This is a genomic window from Sphingobacterium sp. UBA2480 (assembly GCF_002341965.1).
Taxonomy (GTDB): domain Bacteria; phylum Bacteroidota; class Bacteroidia; order Sphingobacteriales; family Sphingobacteriaceae; genus Sphingobacterium; species Sphingobacterium multivorum.
The window spans coordinates 1-17,595 of sequence record NZ_DDPA01000007.1; the positions used below are offsets into that span (position 1 = coordinate 1).

At 40.5% G+C, this 17,595-nt stretch carries 17 protein-coding genes; 8 read left to right on the forward strand and 9 right to left on the reverse strand.

The window, feature by feature from the left end:
- Window positions 1–201 (forward strand): hypothetical protein (locus B3600_RS13265; protein ID WP_286753237.1); only part of this gene is annotated, 201 nt, incomplete at its 5' end.
- 117 nt (window positions 202–318) lie between these two features.
- Complete coding sequence (locus tag B3600_RS13270) at window positions 319–4,185, forward strand: TIM-barrel domain-containing protein (RefSeq protein WP_286753238.1); 3,867 nt, start codon at window positions 319–321, stop codon at window positions 4,183–4,185.
- Between the two features lie 77 nt (window positions 4,186–4,262).
- Here B3600_RS13270 and B3600_RS13275 read toward each other — a convergent pair whose 3' ends face one another.
- The 3 genes from B3600_RS13275 to B3600_RS13285 all read right to left on the reverse strand — a co-directional run bounded on the left by B3600_RS13275 (window position 4,263) and on the right by B3600_RS13285 (window position 6,127).
- Entirely contained in the window at window positions 4,263–5,141 is an 879-nt protein-coding gene (locus B3600_RS13275) for a pirin family protein (RefSeq protein WP_046672112.1), read from the reverse strand.
- A gap of 130 nt (window positions 5,142–5,271) precedes the next feature.
- A complete protein-coding gene (locus B3600_RS13280; RefSeq protein ID WP_286753239.1) occupies window positions 5,272–5,586 on the reverse strand; it encodes a hypothetical protein in 315 nt (104 codons plus the stop codon).
- A gap of 118 nt (window positions 5,587–5,704) precedes the next feature.
- Window positions 5,705–6,127, reverse strand: a complete 423-nt coding sequence (locus B3600_RS13285; RefSeq protein ID WP_286753240.1) for an OsmC family protein — start codon at window positions 6,125–6,127, stop codon at window positions 5,705–5,707.
- Window positions 6,128–6,387: 260 nt separating this feature from the next.
- On the opposite strand from B3600_RS13285, the gene B3600_RS13290 reads away from it, so the two are divergent.
- Window positions 6,388–7,107 carry an outer membrane beta-barrel protein gene (locus tag B3600_RS13290; RefSeq protein WP_286753241.1) on the forward strand — a complete coding sequence of 240 codons (720 nt, stop codon included), beginning with the start codon at window positions 6,388–6,390 and terminating at the stop codon, window positions 7,105–7,107.
- On the forward strand, window positions 7,100–7,678 hold the full coding sequence (locus tag B3600_RS13295) for a TMEM175 family protein (RefSeq protein WP_046672115.1): 579 nt from the start codon (window positions 7,100–7,102) through the stop codon (window positions 7,676–7,678). The genes B3600_RS13290 and B3600_RS13295 overlap by 8 nt, the downstream gene beginning before the upstream one ends.
- Here B3600_RS13295 and B3600_RS13300 read toward each other — a convergent pair.
- The 3 genes from B3600_RS13300 to B3600_RS13310 form a co-directional block, all read right to left on the reverse strand.
- Window positions 7,672–8,232, reverse strand: a complete 561-nt coding sequence (locus B3600_RS13300; protein ID WP_112375647.1) for an AAA family ATPase — start codon at window positions 8,230–8,232, stop codon at window positions 7,672–7,674. The two genes, B3600_RS13295 and B3600_RS13300, sit on opposite strands and share 7 nt — an antisense overlap.
- A 97-nt stretch (window positions 8,233–8,329) precedes the next feature.
- Window positions 8,330–9,418, reverse strand: coding sequence for a DUF6688 domain-containing protein (locus B3600_RS13305; protein ID WP_286753242.1), 1,089 nt, complete (start codon window positions 9,416–9,418; stop codon window positions 8,330–8,332).
- A 198-nt stretch (window positions 9,419–9,616) separates the two neighbouring features.
- The gene (locus tag B3600_RS13310) at window positions 9,617–10,441 is read right to left on the reverse strand and encodes a hypothetical protein (RefSeq protein WP_286753243.1); all 825 of its coding nucleotides are present in this window, start codon (window positions 10,439–10,441) and stop codon (window positions 9,617–9,619) included.
- A gap of 200 nt (window positions 10,442–10,641) precedes the next feature.
- Here B3600_RS13310 and B3600_RS13315 point away from each other — a divergent pair, with 200 nt between their 5' ends.
- The gene (locus B3600_RS13315; protein ID WP_286753244.1) at window positions 10,642–11,175 is read left to right on the forward strand and encodes a hypothetical protein; all 534 of its coding nucleotides are present in this window, start codon (window positions 10,642–10,644) and stop codon (window positions 11,173–11,175) included.
- A 4-nt stretch (window positions 11,176–11,179) separates the two neighbouring features.
- On the forward strand, window positions 11,180–11,713 hold the full coding sequence (locus B3600_RS13320; protein WP_286753245.1) for an STM3941 family protein: 534 nt from the start codon (window positions 11,180–11,182) through the stop codon (window positions 11,711–11,713).
- 8 nt (window positions 11,714–11,721) lie between these two features.
- On the opposite strand, the gene B3600_RS13325 is transcribed toward B3600_RS13320, so the two are convergent.
- Genes B3600_RS13325 through B3600_RS13335 form a run of 3 tightly spaced genes read right to left on the reverse strand, consistent with a single transcriptional unit; the run spans window position 11,722 to window position 13,873 of the window.
- Window positions 11,722–12,963 (reverse strand): RNA polymerase sigma factor, encoded by a 1,242-nt coding sequence (locus B3600_RS13325; protein ID WP_286753246.1) that lies wholly within the window; start codon window positions 12,961–12,963, stop codon window positions 11,722–11,724.
- A gap of 54 nt (window positions 12,964–13,017) precedes the next feature.
- Window positions 13,018–13,356: a YciI family protein gene (locus tag B3600_RS13330; protein ID WP_046672122.1), complete on the reverse strand. Its 339-nt coding sequence runs from the start codon at window positions 13,354–13,356 to the stop codon at window positions 13,018–13,020.
- Between the two features lie 40 nt (window positions 13,357–13,396).
- Entirely contained in the window at window positions 13,397–13,873 is a 477-nt protein-coding gene (locus B3600_RS13335; protein ID WP_046672123.1) for a carboxymuconolactone decarboxylase family protein, read from the reverse strand.
- A gap of 224 nt (window positions 13,874–14,097) precedes the next feature.
- On the opposite strand from B3600_RS13335, the gene B3600_RS13340 reads away from it, so the two are divergent.
- On the forward strand, window positions 14,098–14,802 hold the full coding sequence (locus B3600_RS13340) for an MgtC/SapB family protein (protein ID WP_286753247.1): 705 nt from the start codon (window positions 14,098–14,100) through the stop codon (window positions 14,800–14,802).
- Between the two features lie 91 nt (window positions 14,803–14,893).
- Window positions 14,894–17,593: a magnesium-translocating P-type ATPase gene (gene mgtA / locus B3600_RS13345; protein WP_286753248.1), complete on the forward strand. Its 2,700-nt coding sequence runs from the start codon at window positions 14,894–14,896 to the stop codon at window positions 17,591–17,593.
- Window positions 17,594–17,595: the final 2 nt, after the last annotated feature.

A 17,595-nucleotide genomic window follows, 5' to 3' on the forward strand; every position in this document is an offset into this window, starting at 1 on the left:
ATTGCATATCTTCCGTACTTCTCTGCACATGCTATCGCATTTCTTCAATATTTTTTGGTGATCGCAGTACGTTGCTTGAATTTACTTTCCTGCAGCGCCCCTGTAACAGTCCCTCCAGTTTTATGTGTCATTCATAATAACGCTCATCTCATAAGCCACATGGAAGTAAACATTCGATATTTGGTGAACAACCTACAATAGATCGGTTAGCCTGCAACATTATTATTGGACAATCGTTTGCATTCCCGATTCTCTTTTTTAGTTCAATTTACTATTGTATTATTGTTAAGTTAATTTAATGCATTATAAATCATACGCATGAAGATATCTTTTTGGAGTACAAAAGCACAAGTCAGTTTACTGATGGGATTGGCTTCTCCTTTTATTTTTCAACCCACTCGAGTCGATGCTAAAGTAAGTACGATCAATTATTACAATACAATAGGTCGCGATCAAGCTAATCGTATTATCGCGATTCAAAAAATTAATCCGACTACAGTTGAGATTGTATACGATAATGGCCAACGTCTGACTTTAGATTTCTACGGTAATCATATTTTTAGAATGTTTCAGGATGTTCATGGTGGAATTATTCGTGACCCTGAAGCTAAACCCGACGCAAAAATATTGGTAGAGCAACCTCGGAAAACTGTCGCTGAGCTCGAAGTAAAGGATGAGGGTAATAAGGTCAGCATCTCCACCAACGATATTCTTTTTTCAATGGATAAACAGACTTCACAGTTTAGTATCCTTAATCGTAAAACCAATAAGATTGTAGTTGAAAGCTTAAAGCCGGTCGTTTTTGAGGACAAACAAGTAAGCCTTGAATTAAAGGAAAATGCGGATGAGTACTTTTTTGGTGGTGGCGTTCAAAATGGACGTTTTTCACATAAGGGAAAAGTAATTGCTATCGAAAATCAGAACAGCTGGACCGATGGCGGTGTTGCCTCTCCAACCCCTTATTACTGGTCAACCAAAGGGTATGGTTTTATGTGGCATACTTTTAAGAAGGGAAGTTACGCCTTTGGAGCCAAAACCGCTGGCACAGTCAAATTGGCCCACGATACGGATTATCTGGATGTCTTTTTTATGGTTGGTGACGGTATTGTGCCTTTGCTCAACGATTTCTACCAATTGACGGGTAACCCAATTCTTCTACCAAAATTTGGTTTGTACGAAGGACATCTTAATGCTTATAACCGCGATTTTTGGAAAGAAGATGAAAAGGGAATTCTTTTTGAAGATGGCAAACGCTATAAAGAAAGCCAAAAGGACAATGGCGGAATCAAAGAATCGCTGAATGGCGAGAAAAACAATTATCAATTTTCGGCTCGCGCAGTCATAGACCGTTATAAAGCCCATGACATGCCTTTGGGTTGGATTCTTCCCAATGATGGTTACGGTGCTGGATATGGTCAAACGGCATCTTTAGATGGAAATATCCAAAACCTGAAAGAGTTCGGCGATTATGCACGTAAGAATGGTGTGGAAATCGGTTTATGGACACAGTCTGATCTCCATCCCAAAGACAGCATCAGTGCATTACTGCAACGTGATATAGTAAAAGAGGTACGGGATGCAGGTGTGAGAGTCCTAAAGACGGATGTGGCCTGGGTGGGCCCAGGATACTCCTTTGGTCTCAACGGGGTAGCTGATGTAGGGCATACCATGCCTTACTATGGCAACGACGCTCGTCCATTTATTATTTCATTGGATGGTTGGGCAGGTACGCAGCGCTATGCGGGTATCTGGTCGGGTGACCAAACTGGAGGTGTATGGGAGTATATTCGATTCCACATACCAACATATATAGGCTCGGGACTTTCGGGCCAGCCCAACATTACCTCTGACATGGACGGGATCTTTGGTGGTAAAAACTTCAAGGTCAATATCCGTGATTTTCAATGGAAGACTTGGACACCCATGGAACTCAATATGGATGGCTGGGGCTCGAACGAGAAATACCCTCATGCTTTGGGCGAGCCAGCTACTTCGATCAATCGTCTGTATCTGAAATTGAAATCTCAATTGGTTCCCTACAGCTATAGTGTGGCAAAACAAGCGGTAGATGGTCTGCCCATCATTCGCGCGATGTTTTTAGAGCAAGCAAATGCTTATACACTTGGAAAGGCAACGCAATACCAGTACCTCTATGGTCCAAATTTCCTGGTGGCACCGATTTATCAGGAAACACGTGTGGATGAGAAGGGAAATGATATACGCAATGGTATCTACCTGCCGGATGGTGAATGGATTGATTATTTTACGGGTGAAAAATACCAGGGTGGCCGTATCATCAATAACTTTAATGTGCCTATTTGGAAGCTGCCTGTTTTTGTGAAAAATGGAGCTATTATTCCGGTAACCAACCCGAATAATAATGTGCTGGAAATCAAAAAGGATCAACGTATTTATGAGGTGTATCCTTATGGGAATTCCAATTTCCTGGAATATGATGATGATGGAAAAACCGAGGCTTATCGGTATGGTAAGGGAGTAACTACATCCCTAACTTCGCAGTTAAACAATAATAAAGTTGTTTTTACGATTGCTCCAACACAGGGCGAATTTGACGGATTTGAAAAAATGAAGTCTACCGAAATTCGTTTCAACGTTACCAAAGCACCTAAGAAATTGACCGTAAAGGTCAATGGAAAAAATAATAAACTTAAAGAAGTGAACAGCTTAGATGCGTTCAATACTTCTGAAAACGTATATTTCTACGATGCTCAGCCAAACCTGAATCAGTTTGCAACCAAGGGATCTGAATTTGAAAAAGTACCTTTGGTGAAAAATCCGATGTTGCTGGTACGACTAGCGAAACAGGATGTCTCATCGACTGCAATAGAAGTACAATTGGAGGGTTTCGAATATGCTCCTGTTGACAACTATCTGGCTCAGACCGGTGCTTTGACTTCGCCCAAAGCTGTTATCACAGATCAACATACACAAGCATATACCTTAACCCCAACCTGGGAAAAGGTTGCAAATGCTGATTATTATGAAATTGAATTCAATAATCTGATCTATTCGACCATCAAAGACAGTCAGTTGCTATTCGAAGGATTGGCCGCGGAAACTGATTACCAGTTTAAAATTAGAGCGGTCAATAAATCGGGTGTTTCAGATTGGAGTACATTTGCCGCAAAAACAAAGGCAAATCCATTGGAATTTGCCATCGAAGGAATCAAAGCAGAGACTTCTGTGGATAACCAAGGCGGAAATGGTATCAATAAATTGTTCAATTATGATGAGGGGGATTTGTGGCATACAAAATGGGGACAGGCAGCTGTTCCGTTTGATATGACCTTAGATCTAAAATCTGTTAATCAATTGGATAAGTTTGAGTATCTTCCAAGAACCGATGGCGGAAACGGCATCCTTTTAAAAGGAAAAGTATTCTATAGCAACGATAAGGATACCTGGACGGAAGCTGGTAGTTTTGATTGGAAACGTGATGGCGAAATGAAACGTTTTGATTTTGGAACCCATCCGGTCGCCCGATTTATCAAAATTTCAGTTTCTGAAGCTGTTGGAGGTTTTGGTTCAGGAAGAGAATTATATGTGTTTAAAGTGCCAGGATCGTCAAGCTACCTACCAGGCGATATTAATAATGACCGATTGATCGATCATAATGATTTGACATCTTATATTAACTATACGGGATTGCGATTGGGTGATGGAGATTTTGAAGGTTATGTCAGCAATGGTGATGTCAATAAGAATAATTTGATTGACGCTTATGATATTTCCAATGTCGCTGTTGTTATCGAAGGTGGTGCAAAACCAGCAAAGGAAGAAAAAGTAGCTGGTAAACTAAAATTGGTTCCCTCAAAAACAAGCTTGAAGTCGGGAGACACCGTAGAGATCAGTATTAGCGGGGAGAATCTTAAAGCTGTCAATGCGCTTAGTTTCGCTCTTCCGTACAATCAGGGCGATTTTGAATATGTCGGTATTGAACCTGTACAGCTGAAAGAGATGAACAATTATAGTAACGATCGTCTTCACACCAATGGAAGTAAAGCGCTGTATGCTACTTTTGTTAATCTTGGCAATAAGGAGACCTTGAATGGGTCTGAAGTTTTATTTAAGATTAAATTGAAAGCAAAACGCAATGTCAACTTCAATCTGAAAGCGATAGATGGTATTTTGGTTGATAAAAAGCTGAATTCCGTTACTTTCTAAAAATAATAAATAGCCTTAACAAAAAGGGGAGCCTCATAGGCTCCTCTTTTTGTTAATTGACGTCTAAGTGTATAAAATTAGTCCAATATCATACTGAGGTCCATCAGTAGGATTTCAGTATCTGCTGAGGTGACTTTCAGGTTAATTTCAGCGACATCCCAGATTCCAAAACCATCCCTGCTCTCCAATTCTTGTCCTTCGACGGTAACACTGCCTTTTATTACAAAAACATATACACCGTTTCCGGCCTTTTTGATCTGGTATTTTGTCTGGACGTCCTTGTCAAAATGCCCCATAGAAAACCAGGCATCCTGATGGATCCATACCCCCTCGTCTTCTGGATTGGGCGAAAGAATTTGTTGGAATTTATTCTGTCTTTGTGCGATATCTAATGTAATTTGATCGTAGCGCGGGCTTACATTCCGTTGATTAGGGTACACCCAAATCTGAAGAAACTTCACTACCTGATCGGTGTTTTTATTATATTCACTGTGTATGATGCCCGTTCCGGCACTCATGACCTGAATATCTCCTTTCCGGATAATGGCTTTGTTACCCATGCTGTCTTCGTGTTGCAAATCACCTTCCAAAGGAATACTGATGATTTCCATATTATCGTGCGGGTGTTTGCCAAAACCTCTTCCTTCAGCCACCATATCATCATTTAGTACCCGCAATACACCAAAGTGCATACGTTCGGGGTCGTGATAATTGGCGAAGCTAAACGTATGATTGCTTTCTAACCAGCCATGATTTGCATGACCGCGTGTAGCTGCTTTATGGAGGACGCTATGGTTTTCCAATTTGTCTGAATTATAATTTACATCTTCGGCATCCAGCGTTTCAAGCGGTTCTATCTCGTCAATATCATTCTTCAAGATATCAGCTGAAGATACTGTTGATGCAAATATTCCGGAACCCAAAAGGCCTTTTTTTATAAAGTTCTGTTTGTTCATGATCTTATTATTTAGTATCCAAAATTAGCCTATTAGCCATTGATTTCTATTGATCTAGTTCAATAAAGAAAGGATTTTAGCGGATTTTAGTTGTTTCTTTAAGAAGCTGTTGCTTGTGGTCTAGCCATTATTAAACGGAACGTAAGTCTGGAAAAAGACTGTAGACTTCATTTTTTAGAAGTCCACTTCCACCGCCATAATGTTTGATCAGGCCAACCGGATAGGTGAGCCGCGAAAGGTGATCTGTTATTTCATGCTCTTCCTGAGGAGAGAGTCCCGAACTCAATAATAAAACATCTACAGGATTGTCTATCAGATGTTTCTTACAAGTACCCAAATCCTGTTGTATCGTTGCATTCCAGCTGGGTGTGCTTTCAATGATTCTCTTGAGCGTGAGGAGAATTTCTTCATTTTTACCCAATAGGAGAAAGTTTATGGTTTTCATGATGAATGCTATTTTTAAGTGTATGATTAGTATAATGATACACAAATTCGTTACACGCTAATGTTGATGAGTTGAAGCGCAACTTTTGTTTATCATTCGCTATCGTGATGCTTCCTTCTTAAGGATTTGTACGAATTACTGTATTAACAATGGCATTACCCTTTAAAATTTTTGAAATGGGACATTCTTCGGCAATTTGTTGAAGTCGTTCTCGGGTATCCTCCGCTAAGATTTGTCCAAAAGCGATCTCGCGATCAAAATACGTAACCACCTGTCCTTTTTCAATCTTGAGATACATATTTGAACTGACAGAAATTTCTGGAATATCAAGTCCTTTTTTATCGATGTACATGCGTAGCGTAGCTAATGTACAAGATACAAGCGATGAAATCAGAAGGGTGTAAGGGTCAGGCCCAAGATCTCTTCCGCCAAGTTTTTCAGGTTCATCCGTAATAAATTCACCATTCCTCCAGTGGATGCTGGTCTTATATTTCTGCTCGGCAATATGACCGATGACAGGGTTTTCCAATATATATTTCATACGGATAATTCTTTTGTTTGTAATACAACAAAAATAAGCCTGAATTGATTCATTTTCATTGATGTAGTTCAATAAATATAGTCATTCTGTCTTATGATGTTTTTTTTATAGCCGATCAAGCGGATGGATTTCCGCTGATGGATAAACATTACCGTTTCAGAAAAAATAAGGATTGGAGTAAGTTGAATCACATAAATTTTCTTACTTTTAACAATCGAACACGCTCATTTTTTTAAGGATTTTAATTTAATATTTCGGTTATGATGAAGAGATTTTTACTTGTCGGACTTTTTGCTGGTATAACCCATTTTATGGCTTTCTCGCAATCGCACGAACTACGAGTGGGTATTACTTCCGGTGTGTCCAACTTTACGGGATCGGGAGCCGAAGCGAAGAGTATGTTGAATGGATCTACGCAGCAGGACTATTATACCAATAATCCTTATGGAAAAAAATATGGAATCAATATCGGTGGTGCTTTAAACTACAGGTATGTTTTTGCCAACAACCTGATATTAGGTTTGGAAGGCGCTTATGAACGATTGCAGACAAAGATTGATTTGGAAGGCAACGAGTTTATGAATGGAAGCCGTGGTCAAACCCGTCTCAATCAACAATTTATCAATTTTAATCCTTTTGTTGGCTATCGTGTCTTTTTTGAACCGATGACAATGGATATACAGCTGGGTATGGATATTGCCAAAACGTTAAGCATTAAAGAAAATGGTAGCATTGAAGATAAGCAGGGTAATAAAACAAGTTTTGATCGTGACCGCGGCAAGATTATAGATTTGGATCTACGCCCTCGATTACAGTTTAATGTAAATTATGACCGTTATACGGTGTTTGCTGGATATTCATGGGGACTGAAGGATTACAACAGCGGGATGCTTGGCGCTGATCCCGGTGCCGCACGATTAAATGTATTCCGATTGGGTTTACAATATCAGTTATTAACCCCACTATTTAAAAATGACTAAGGGTCGAATAGAAGCATTCAGTGATGGCGTTCTAGCCATCATTATAACGATTATGGTACTTGAATTAAAAGTACCTGAAGGGGTTACTTTTGCAAGCCTCAAGCCTTTATTGCCCAAAATCATCTCTTATATCGTAAGTTTTATGTATGTGGGACTCTATTGGAACAACCACCATCACCTCTTTCAAATCGTTCGCAAAGTAAACGGCAAAGTACTTTGGAGCAATCTCCATTTATTGTTTTGGCTATCCTTAATGCCGGTTACCACTAATTGGATAGGTGAATCCCATTTTGGTCGAGATCCGATTATTGCTTACGGTGTTGTGTTGATCATGTGTTCTATTGCCTACCATATCGTGGAGTATTTTGTGATCCAGATTGAGGGCGAAGATTCTGCATTGAAAAAAGCGGTCAAATCGAAAACAAAAGAAAATATTTCTACCGCACTGTATTTTCTGGGAATAGGTCTGTCTTTTATCAATCCGTATATCAGTTTAGTGCTATACGGAACGGTTGCTATTATGTGGATTATTCCCGACCGCCGTATTGAGAAAGAAATGCGGAATCAATAGTTTTGCTGATCCAGGACTTTCAGGATGAACTGCGCGCGATCAAATACGGTTGTTTTTGGAACCTCAATGGTTTCATAACCCAGTTTTGTATAGGTCTCTTTCATTATCTTGAAGGTATTTTCGGCCTCCTGCCAAGTTTGTTTCCGCTCGTTGTCATTCGCATAGATCTCTGCCCAAGGTGGTAAGATGAATACCTTTTTATGATAACGCTTCAATCTTGCTTCTCGCAGGCAATCTTCCCCGATTGCAAGACCTTCCATGGCAATATATGCTAATGTATCTGGAATCCCGCGGTCAAAAAACACATAGCGGGTTTGATCTTTACGCAACTGTTCCGAATAACCGCTGCAAGACGCCGCTAGCATGAGCTCGGCATAATGACGCTTATTCTTCCAGGGGAGGCCGTCGCCATTCATTTCCATTTGTTCTCGGATAATCCGCCGGGCATCCTCCGGTACAACACTAAATCCCAGTTGTTGTAATTCCTTTAATAGCGTTGTTTTACCGACACCAGGTCCTCCTGTCAGGACAATAAATTGAGCTGTTTGATCCATAATGTTTAAAAGGTAATAAGTTAGCAGATCATAAGTCCCAAGTTAGTCCAAACTTGGTTTCTCTGCCGAAAAAGGGCATCGCTGTTTTCAGAAAAGATCAGCTGTATTGCTTGGCAATTTTTTTTTCGGGTTCCACGTAGCACATATACAGGGAAAAAAGAAAAAAATATTCAAGGGGTTTCATCAGGACATAGGTCATATTTGATGCCCTAACAGAATTTATTTTGATCGAGATATTAAACCCATATTTATCATAGCAATATCTAACATAGCGGTGTAATACTGGCGATAGATCGCTTAATATTTCTTCGAATGCATTGGCAATTTGGAGTTGTCTATTGACGATAATGGTGTTACCATGTCTTTTGCCTAATCGCAATGGTTTTACAAGGGCGGGATCTCCTTTAGCGGCAACTGTACAGAGGTAATGTCCCTGATGATCCAAGATGGGAGGGTGCATTTTTTGTGAAAAAGCCCAAGTGGTTGTTTCTGTGAAAACTTTCACCATTGAATCCCGATCCTGCCCCAAAAGGATGAGGATAATTGTTAGTAAGAGAAAGACCGGAACAAGTAAAATAAGCGCCCATGTGGGGTAATTTAGCTTTGCCGAAAGTAGGTTATTGATCTTGTTGAGCGTGGCGTTGGCATAGCTTCTCGTCGAGGCGTAACCCTGTTCTTCAACGATGATTTTACGGATTAATCCTATACCCATGATCAAGCAGCATAATGGTGTGAAAATAAAGTATAAGGTTCCCTCGTTGCCAACATACATGTCCAATGTGGACGTATCGTGGTGACTGACCTGAACGAGTACAAACACACTGATCATACTGCCTATCATTAACATAATCAGCATTAGAACAAGAGGAATAGGGGGGATTTTTCGTCCTTTGAGCCAAATCGCTATTGCTGAAATATTAAATGTTAGGAAATAAAACACAAGCGATAAAATGTGTTTTCCACCGAAGGGAATATAGCAATCACCATCTACAGGATCTACGGCTTGATTATATTGACTTGAGTGGAATAATAGCCCTACTCCGGTTATCATTAACGAAATCAGGTAACCGATGATGATCGCATACTCAACAATTGTTATTTTCCGCTGTTGTTTTTTGACAACAGAACGAAGCAGATATAAAATTCCGAAAAGCGTAAGAATAATAAGAAGAAAAATGAAGATCATAATGGGATGAGCAGTTATAATGCTAAGACGAATATCGTCAAATCATTTGTTTAATTCAGATGCAAAGCAGTCTTTTTTTTGCAGTCTATGTGTATAGTTGCTTGAAACCAATATTATTGAAGTGTTTAATAGGTTGGAATTCAAGATTTCTTCAACAGTATATCGTTATAGGGCCGAATGTCTAGCAATTATCAGTGTTTAATCTTTGCCGAATAACCGGCTCCAAAAGCTCTTTTTTTTACTGCTTTGCGAACTAGAACTATCTGTTGTGTCAAAATGTTTAGGGTTGGCATGGATTGTTTCTGTTTTGACATTTGGTAAGATCTCATTTTCAGGAATTCCATGACGATGTTCTATTTCCTGGATCTGTTTTAATGCCGTTGTCTGATATAAAAGTGGGCCTTCTTTGTCGCAGTTAAAGAGGTTGGAGTAACTTTTTGATTCATTCAGATCAAAAGGTTGTGGTTCGACAACTTCTGTTGCTTCCAAAAGACCAAGGTTACGATCTTTGGCATATTGCAGAGCATTGAGGAAAACAGCAATACGGTTATCAGAAAATAGCGTATCTAGTTCAGCCTTGATCGTTGGATTATTATGGTAGTCTACCAACAATTGCGCAACTTTTTCTGCTGGGATAAAGACACCCGAACAATAGTTTTCTACAAGCCTATTTTCGATATTATTGGTCAGAAATTCATGTTGTACAAATTCATTCCACTGTTTGTAATAGCTGGATAAATGGTCATTTTTGGAGAAGGATAGGGCTCCACCGCGCACATAGAAGTATTTTTCGAAAAAACCCTGGACAACAGCAATGAAAAATCCATGGGTTTTGTCAAAATAATCATTTTTATCGGTTTCCCGACCCGCATTTAAGGTGTCTTGGTACTTGGTTTTATAGAAGTCTTCTAGTTGGTGAACTGCAGAAACTTCCTCAATCTTTTCAGGATTTTTGAGCAAGTCAAAATACCAAGTTTCTATCTGCTGTTCTGAGATGGGGTGGTAACTAATATCATAGCCCATAATGACTGTTTTTAATCGCTTATGTTGTAATTGCTAATATATTAAAAATTAACATTTTGTGCAATATGAATCGCTCGGCTATCGTGCTTTTTTCACCTAAACAGACTGGTCGATGACAATTTTATACAGCGATATGATGGGACAACATGTTTGCCTATTTCATGATAATTAATTACTTTGGTCACAAACAGAATTTTTATATGAAGCACTTACTAGTTGTTATTTTTATGTCGGCGAGCTTATTTTTTACAGCCTGTCAATCCCCAAGTCCAGAGACTTTTTTCGGAAAAGTTGTTTTAAACACAAATCTTGTAGCAGATTTTGCCCCTGAACGCTACGGCAAACAGCTCGAGCAGGAGACCGTAGAATTTGCGGATATGCCCTCCAGTAAGAAAGTAGGCGACGAAGCTCAAAAATCTGTTGGAATCAAAATTCAGGTGGTCGAAAAGGCTTTAAAGGATATTAAAGAACTGAATGTTTCCGATGCCTATGCCAAAGCGTTGAAAGAGCAGTCTATTGCATTATTTGAAAAAGTGTTGCCTGTTTATAAAAACGAATATACCGCTTATGCAAAGTTATGTGACGGTAAAGGTTCGGCTGAAGAAAAGCAGGCTTTACTCCAGAAGATCGAAAAAAACGATATGCCTTCCATTAACAGTGTGTTTGACAACGTATATGCTTTAGGAAAAGCTTATGCCGAAAAACATAACTTGAACGTTAACTGGGGGAATTAAGCCGATGGAGGAAACAAGCTTATACAGAAATAAACGGAAAACAATTCAGCTGTTGTCAATTTCGGGAGCTCTATGTTTGTTGCTTTTGGTCGTTTTATTGTTCAGTATCGGTTTATTTGATGGAGTATTTAAGGCAAAGCCGACAGTTTTCTCTGCCGGAGCACTGCTGGTACTCTTAATTTTATTGTTTTCCAGCCTACTGAGTCTTCGGGATAAAACGGCGCAAATTGTTTTGAACGATCGCTATTTTCTTGGAAAGACAACACCAGTATCAAAAGCTTTTGGCCGAGGCGACTGGCAGGATGTTAAAAGCATTGACTTACAAAAAGTAGGTGGTGATACCCTGGTTGTTGTAACACTGGGTCATCCTTCTAAATATAAAGAGCGGCTTTCGTCGCTGTTATGGAAAATGGCTTATCAAGAATCCACGCAAGAATTGTGTATTATGTATTCGTCCTCAACGATTGATTTGGAGCCCTCGGAGCTGTATCAGCTTTTTGTTTCTTATTGGAAAAGAGTAAAAGTAATCGATGCCTAGCAAACAAATTAGGTCATTGCAGACTTTATAGCATCAATCTTCTGTTGAATAACCTCTTTTTCCAATGTTATTTTGGCGAGGTTTTTTGCTTTATTGAAGTTTGCGATGGCTTTGTTTTTATCTAGATCCTGATAAAGTTCCCCGAGGAGGACAAAATAAAAGTGGTTGTCTTCTAGTTGTAAGGTTTTTACTTCGGCCAATGCAGCTTTAGCGCCTTTTACTTTATATAGGGCAAATATTCTATTTAATGCAGCTGCGGGGGAATAATTGACGACTAATAAACGGTCATACCACTGCAGGATTTCGGTCCATTTTTCTGGACTGTCTTCCTTTATACAATGGCATTGCGCAATTTTCGCCTCCAGATGATAAGATGTGAGTTCGTCGCCCGATGCGGCATTCTTCAGAAAATAAAGCCCCTGATGGATGAGTTCTTGATTCCAGCGTTCCTCATCCTGTTGCTCATACAAAATGAAATCACCTTCATTGGTCAGCCTTGCCTCGAAGCGGGAAGAATGGAAACAAATCAGCGCAATGAGCGCATTGGTCTTGGGTGTATTGATTTTTTCATAAGATGAAAGCATGAGCGCAAGGCGTAACGCTTCAATACAGAGCTCCTTTCGTAAAATTTGATTTTGGGTTTTAGAATAATACCCTTCATTAAATAAGAGGTAAATAATATGGAGTACATTATCGAGGCGTTTCATAATTTCTGCTTCGGAAGGCAGCTCAAGTTCGATTTTTTCTGAACGTAGTTTTTCCTTTGCTCTGAATAGGCGCTTATTGATGGTTTCTTTGTTGGAAAGAAATGCTTCGGCAATTTCTTCTATCCCAAAACCACAGAGGATTCTAAGGGCAAGACCAATTTGTGCCTCACTGGCAATTGCTGGCGTGCAGATGGCAAACAGCATTTTTAATTGGCTGTCTTTAATATTTTCCTGCGAGAAACTAAACTCGTCAAAGCTCTCCGCTTCTGGCTCCCGCTGCCGTACTGCCGGGATGATTTTATCAGTAAATATTTTATTTCTTCTAAACTGGGCCAAGGTCTTTTGTTTTGCAACCGTGTACAGCCAAGCTGTAGGATTTGCAGGAACGCCTTTGGTCTGCCAGGATTCTGTGGCAACTAAGAACGTTTCGCTGACGATATCTTCCGCTATTTCGATGTACTGGAGGCCAAAACTCTTACTGATGACAGCGACTATTTTGGTAAATTCTTGCTGGAAAAGCTGTTTTAGAAAATCTGGATCCATAAGTTTAAAATAGGATCGGCTATGTCGGTGTACAGCCGATCCTGTATATTATGATTAGTTGAGCAGTGCACGTATCTCTACACTTCCGTTAAATTCGAGAATAGGACAGCCATGGGCCAATGTTGTGGCTTCGTCAAGATCCTCTGCTGCGACGACAATAAAACCGCCGAGTCTCTCCCGAATTTCCACAAAAGGTCCATCCGTAACGATACCGCCAGGCTTTAATACCTTTCCGGCAGGCTCAAGACGGGAGCCATGATCCTTCAGTTTACCTTGCGTATCGATGTCATGGATCCAGTCGAACCACCTTTTGTTCACAGCTTTTGCTTCTTCTTCTGTCAGTTGACTTTGCTCATTGGCCCCCTGACGAAATAATAAGATGAAATCTTTCATTTTTATGGTTTAATTTATCGTGTAAATATACGTTTCGTATTTATGAGGTTGGCTGTACTTTGTGCTGCCCAACTTTGTAGCTTCCTGCTTGTGTGCGGAAGGAAATATTGATCCTATTGTAGGAATTGATTGCTGTAATGGCCAAGGTCAGGTCAATAAGTTCTTCTTCCGAAAATATTGCAGTTGCTTTAGCATAAACCTCGTCCGATACATCACCATGTGTAATTTTCGTCACGGCTTCGGCCCATTCCAGTGCAGCACGTTCACGTTCGCTATACAGCGGGGCTTCCCGCCAGGCATCCAATAAGAACAATCGTTGTGGTTGATCTCCGGTGGCCAGTAGATCTTTTGAATGCATATCCAGACAATAAGCACAGCCATTGATTTGTGATACACGGAAATAAATAAGATGCAAAAGCTCTTGTTCTATGGAGCACTTGCTCAGATATGCACCTATTCCAAACATCGATTTCATGGCGTTTTGCCCTTTTGCGAAAAAATTAATTCGTTGTTCCATTTTTTTATTGTTTTTAGTGTAACTGATTTACACCACAACAATGCTTGAAGTTAAAGAAATTGGACAGCTTGATCTATAAATTTTATATTTAAATTGTAAGTACCTGTATTATAGTTTTTTAATTTAAGTATTTCTCTAATAAAATTCTAATAATTTTCTAAAAGATCTCTAACGAATCATGGGGGGAGGAATGTGGACCTTTGCAGGCAAAGGAGGATAAAGAGATGAGTGTTTTTGAATTTACCATACGATTATTTGCTGCATTGCTTTTGGGCGCTGCCGTGGGCGTAGAGCGCCAATGGCGCCAGAAAAATGCGGGACTTCGGACGAATACCTTAGTTTCGTTGGGAGCAGCAGCTTTTGTGTTACTTTCCATAGAAATTGGCGGTGATGCTACCGGACGGATCGCTTCTTATGTGGTCAGTGGAATTGGTTTTCTTGGTGCTGGTGTGATTATGAAGGACGGTTTGAATGTGCATGGCCTGAACACGGCAGCGACGATTTGGTGTTCGGCGGCAGTAGGCGCGCTCTCCGGTCTAGGTTTGTATGCCCAAGCATATGTCGTTGCGCTGGCTATTATTTTTACACACCTGATCTTTCGTCCAATCGGACAAAAAATGGCCTTCTTGACTTTTAATAAATCGGCAGCATCCCAGACCGAATATCTACTGACCATAGGCTGTGGGATAGACATCGAAAATCATATTCGTGTTTTATTGATGCAGATGCTCAGCAGTAACGAAAAGCTATTGTTGTCTTCCCTTTCGAGTGACGATACCCTGGCTACTAACACTGTTGTCATTAGGGCTATTGTTAGAGCCATCGGTCAGCAAGACAGTCTTATCGAACGGATGGCTAGCCGATTGACGATTGAAGAAAGAGTAACAAAAATAAGCTGGGAAATTATTGGTACCGAGTCGGATTTGTAATACAAGTCGGATTTGTAATAAGAATTGGATCGGTAATACGAATTGGGTTTACGGAAATTAACATGAAACGGGCTATAGGGTTATGATTAAAATGAACAATAAAACAACAAGGAATCCATTGCACAATATGATCAGTTCCAATGGAATGAATGTAGGGACTGTGACCAAATTGCAGGGGGTGGCCAGTCAGGATGAAAAACTTGCCTGCGCGATGTTAGAAACGAGCAGAGAAGGGATTACATATGAAATGGCTGCGGAGCGTCAACAGAAATTTGGTTTAAATGAGGTGAAACATCAAAAGGCCCCAAAGTGGTATGTGCAGCTATTGAAATCTTTTGCTAACCCCTTTATATATATTCTGTTATTGATTGCCACTGTTTCCTTTATTATCGATGTTGGGCTTCCGGAGGTTGGCGAACGGGATTATAAAACAGTTGTTGTGGTGTCCATTATGATTTTGGTCAGTGCACTGCTTCGTTTTGTACAGGAGTATCGAAGTAATGCCGCCGCAGAAAAATTAAAAAGTATGGTGAAAACTACGGCAACAGTATTGCGGAAATTTAAAGGCAAAAGAGAGATTCCTATTGTTGAGCTGGTGCCGGGAGATGTTGTATACCTTTCCGCAGGGGATATGATTCCTGCAGATTGCCGTATTATTCAGAGTAAGGATCTTTTTGTGAGTGAAAGTATGCTGACCGGAGAGGCGCTTCCTGTAGAGAAGAATTATTTGCCGATCCGGGATGCAGGGAATAAATCACCTATTGAACTTTGTAATATTTGTTTTATGGGGACCAATGTCGTTAGTGGATCGGCGACAGCCCTGATTGTAACGACAGGAAGCTACACCTATTTTGGAAGTATCAGCAAATCGATTACGGGTGAACGTCCCGAAACAAGTTTTGATAAGGGGATAAATAAGGTGAGTTTTTTATTGATCCGTTTTATGCTGGTCATGGTTCCGCTGATCTTCTTGATAAATGGGTTGATGAAAGGGAACTGGACGGAAGCGCTACTGTTTGCCATTGCTGTTGCTGTAGGTTTAACACCCGAAATGCTGCCCATGATTGTCACCGCTAACCTGGCAAAGGGTGCTGTCAATATGAGCAAACGTAAAGTCATCGTCAAGCGGCTAAATTCCATCCAAAATATAGGTGCCATGGATATTCTGTGCACGGATAAAACAGGAACATTGACATTGGACAAGATCGTCATGGAAAAACATCTGAACGTCTACGGTGTCGAAGATGACGAGGTACTCAAATGGGCCTATCTCAATAGTTTTCATCAGACTGGCCTGAAGAATCTGATGGATAAGGCTGTGCTGGAACATGTCGAATTGCACGATTACCTGAAAGTGGAGGATCAATATTTGAAAATTGACGAGATTCCATTTGATTTTCAGCGGCGACGGATGTCTGTGGTCCTCAAACAGCATAATGGCAAACACCTATTGATCTGTAAAGGGGCCGTAGAGGAAATGCTTGAGTTATGTACACATGCTTTTGATCCGGGAGATGACCGTAGCCTGCATGTCGAAAATGACCGTACAGTACCGATGGACGATACGATGCGTAAAATTGTATTGAAAACATCAAAAAAGATGAATGAGGAAGGGCTACGTGTTTTATTGGTTGCTATCCGAGAATTTGAAGGTAGTCACCCGTTGACCTATGCTGTTGCAGATGAAGCGAAAATGACGTTGACCGGATTTATTGGCTTTTTGGATCCGGCCAAACCATCGTCACAGCCTGCGATTGAAGCCTTGCAGAAATTGGGGATTGCGATTAAAGTACTGACTGGAGACAATGAGATTATTACACGCAAAATCTGTCTGGATGTCGGCATTCCGGTGGATCGGATCGTCAATGGAAATGAATTAGATAGCATCACGGACAGCGAGCTAAATCAATGTGTTGATCGGGTGTCGGTATTTGCGAAATTAAGTCCGCTCCAAAAAGTTCGTGTTGTGAAGGCATTAAGGGAAAAGGGGCATACGGTTGGGTTTATGGGCGATGGCATCAATGACGCAGCGGCACTTAAGGAGGCTGATGTCGGTATCAGCGTGGATACGGCTGTCGATATCACCAAGGAAAGCGCAGATATCATTCTGTTGGAAAAGGACCTTATGGTGCTGCGAAAAGGGGTTATTTACGGGCGTCGAACTTTTGGCAATATCATTAAATATATCAAGATGACGGCGAGCAGTAATTTCGGCAATATGTTCAGTATGCTTGGTGCTAGCGCTTTTCTTCCATTTCTTCCAATGCTGCCCGTGCATCTGCTTATTCAGAATCTACTCTATGATATATCGCAGGTAGCTATTCCCTGGGACAGTATGGATGAGGAATTTATTGTCGAGCCAAAGAAATGGGACGCTGGCAGTGTCTCTAAGTTTATGTTATTTATTGGTCCCATAAGTTCACTGTTTGATTTTGCCACTTTTGCAGTATTGTTTTTCGTGTTCAAGGCCAATACCGTATCGGATCAAACACTCTTTCAGACTGGTTGGTTTGTGGAGGGATTGCTTTCACAAACATTGATTATCCATATGATAAGAACCAAGAAAATACCCTTTATTCAAAGCTGGGCTGCAGCACCGGTTGTGGCGTTGACGAGTTTGATGATGATTATCGGTGTTGTTTTGCCGTTTACACCATTTGCTGCTGCTTTAAAAATGGAGGCACTGCCTCTAACTTATTTTCCATGGCTTATCGGCATTTTGATCTGCTATTGTTTAATGACGCAGTGGGTGAAAAATTGGTTTATTCGGAAATTTCATACCTGGTTATAGTT

Bases quoted from the DNA above. Each gene is read 5' to 3' on its own strand.
- B3600_RS13325 (WP_286753246.1), bottom strand. From the start codon at position 12,963: ATGGATCCAGATTTTCTAAAACAGCTTTTCCAGCAAGAATTTACCAAA.
- B3600_RS13275 (WP_046672112.1), bottom strand. From the start codon at position 5,141: ATGAACAAACAGAACTTTATAAAAAAAGGCCTTTTGGGTTCCGGAATA.
- B3600_RS13280 (WP_286753239.1), bottom strand. From the start codon at position 5,586: ATGAAAACCATAAACTTTCTCCTATTGGGTAAAAATGAAGAAATTCTC.
- B3600_RS13335 (WP_046672123.1), bottom strand. From the start codon at position 13,873: ATGGAACAACGAATTAATTTTTTCGCAAAAGGGCAAAACGCCATGAAA.
- B3600_RS13305 (WP_286753242.1), bottom strand. From the start codon at position 9,418: ATGATCTTCATTTTTCTTCTTATTATTCTTACGCTTTTCGGAATTTTA.
- B3600_RS13315 (WP_286753244.1), top strand. From the start codon at position 10,642: ATGAAGCACTTACTAGTTGTTATTTTTATGTCGGCGAGCTTATTTTTT.
- B3600_RS13330 (WP_046672122.1), bottom strand. From the start codon at position 13,356: ATGAAAGATTTCATCTTATTATTTCGTCAGGGGGCCAATGAGCAAAGT.
- B3600_RS13320 (WP_286753245.1), top strand. From the start codon at position 11,180: ATGGAGGAAACAAGCTTATACAGAAATAAACGGAAAACAATTCAGCTG.
- mgtA (WP_286753248.1), top strand. From the start codon at position 14,894: ATGAACAATAAAACAACAAGGAATCCATTGCACAATATGATCAGTTCC.
- B3600_RS13310 (WP_286753243.1), bottom strand. From the start codon at position 10,441: ATGGGCTATGATATTAGTTACCACCCCATCTCAGAACAGCAGATAGAA.
- B3600_RS13300 (WP_112375647.1), bottom strand. From the start codon at position 8,232: ATGGATCAAACAGCTCAATTTATTGTCCTGACAGGAGGACCTGGTGTC.
- B3600_RS13340 (WP_286753247.1), top strand. From the start codon at position 14,098: ATGAGTGTTTTTGAATTTACCATACGATTATTTGCTGCATTGCTTTTG.
- B3600_RS13290 (WP_286753241.1), top strand. From the start codon at position 6,388: ATGATGAAGAGATTTTTACTTGTCGGACTTTTTGCTGGTATAACCCAT.
- B3600_RS13295 (WP_046672115.1), top strand. From the start codon at position 7,100: ATGACTAAGGGTCGAATAGAAGCATTCAGTGATGGCGTTCTAGCCATC.
- B3600_RS13285 (WP_286753240.1), bottom strand. From the start codon at position 6,127: ATGAAATATATATTGGAAAACCCTGTCATCGGTCATATTGCCGAGCAG.
- B3600_RS13270 (WP_286753238.1), top strand. From the start codon at position 319: ATGAAGATATCTTTTTGGAGTACAAAAGCACAAGTCAGTTTACTGATG.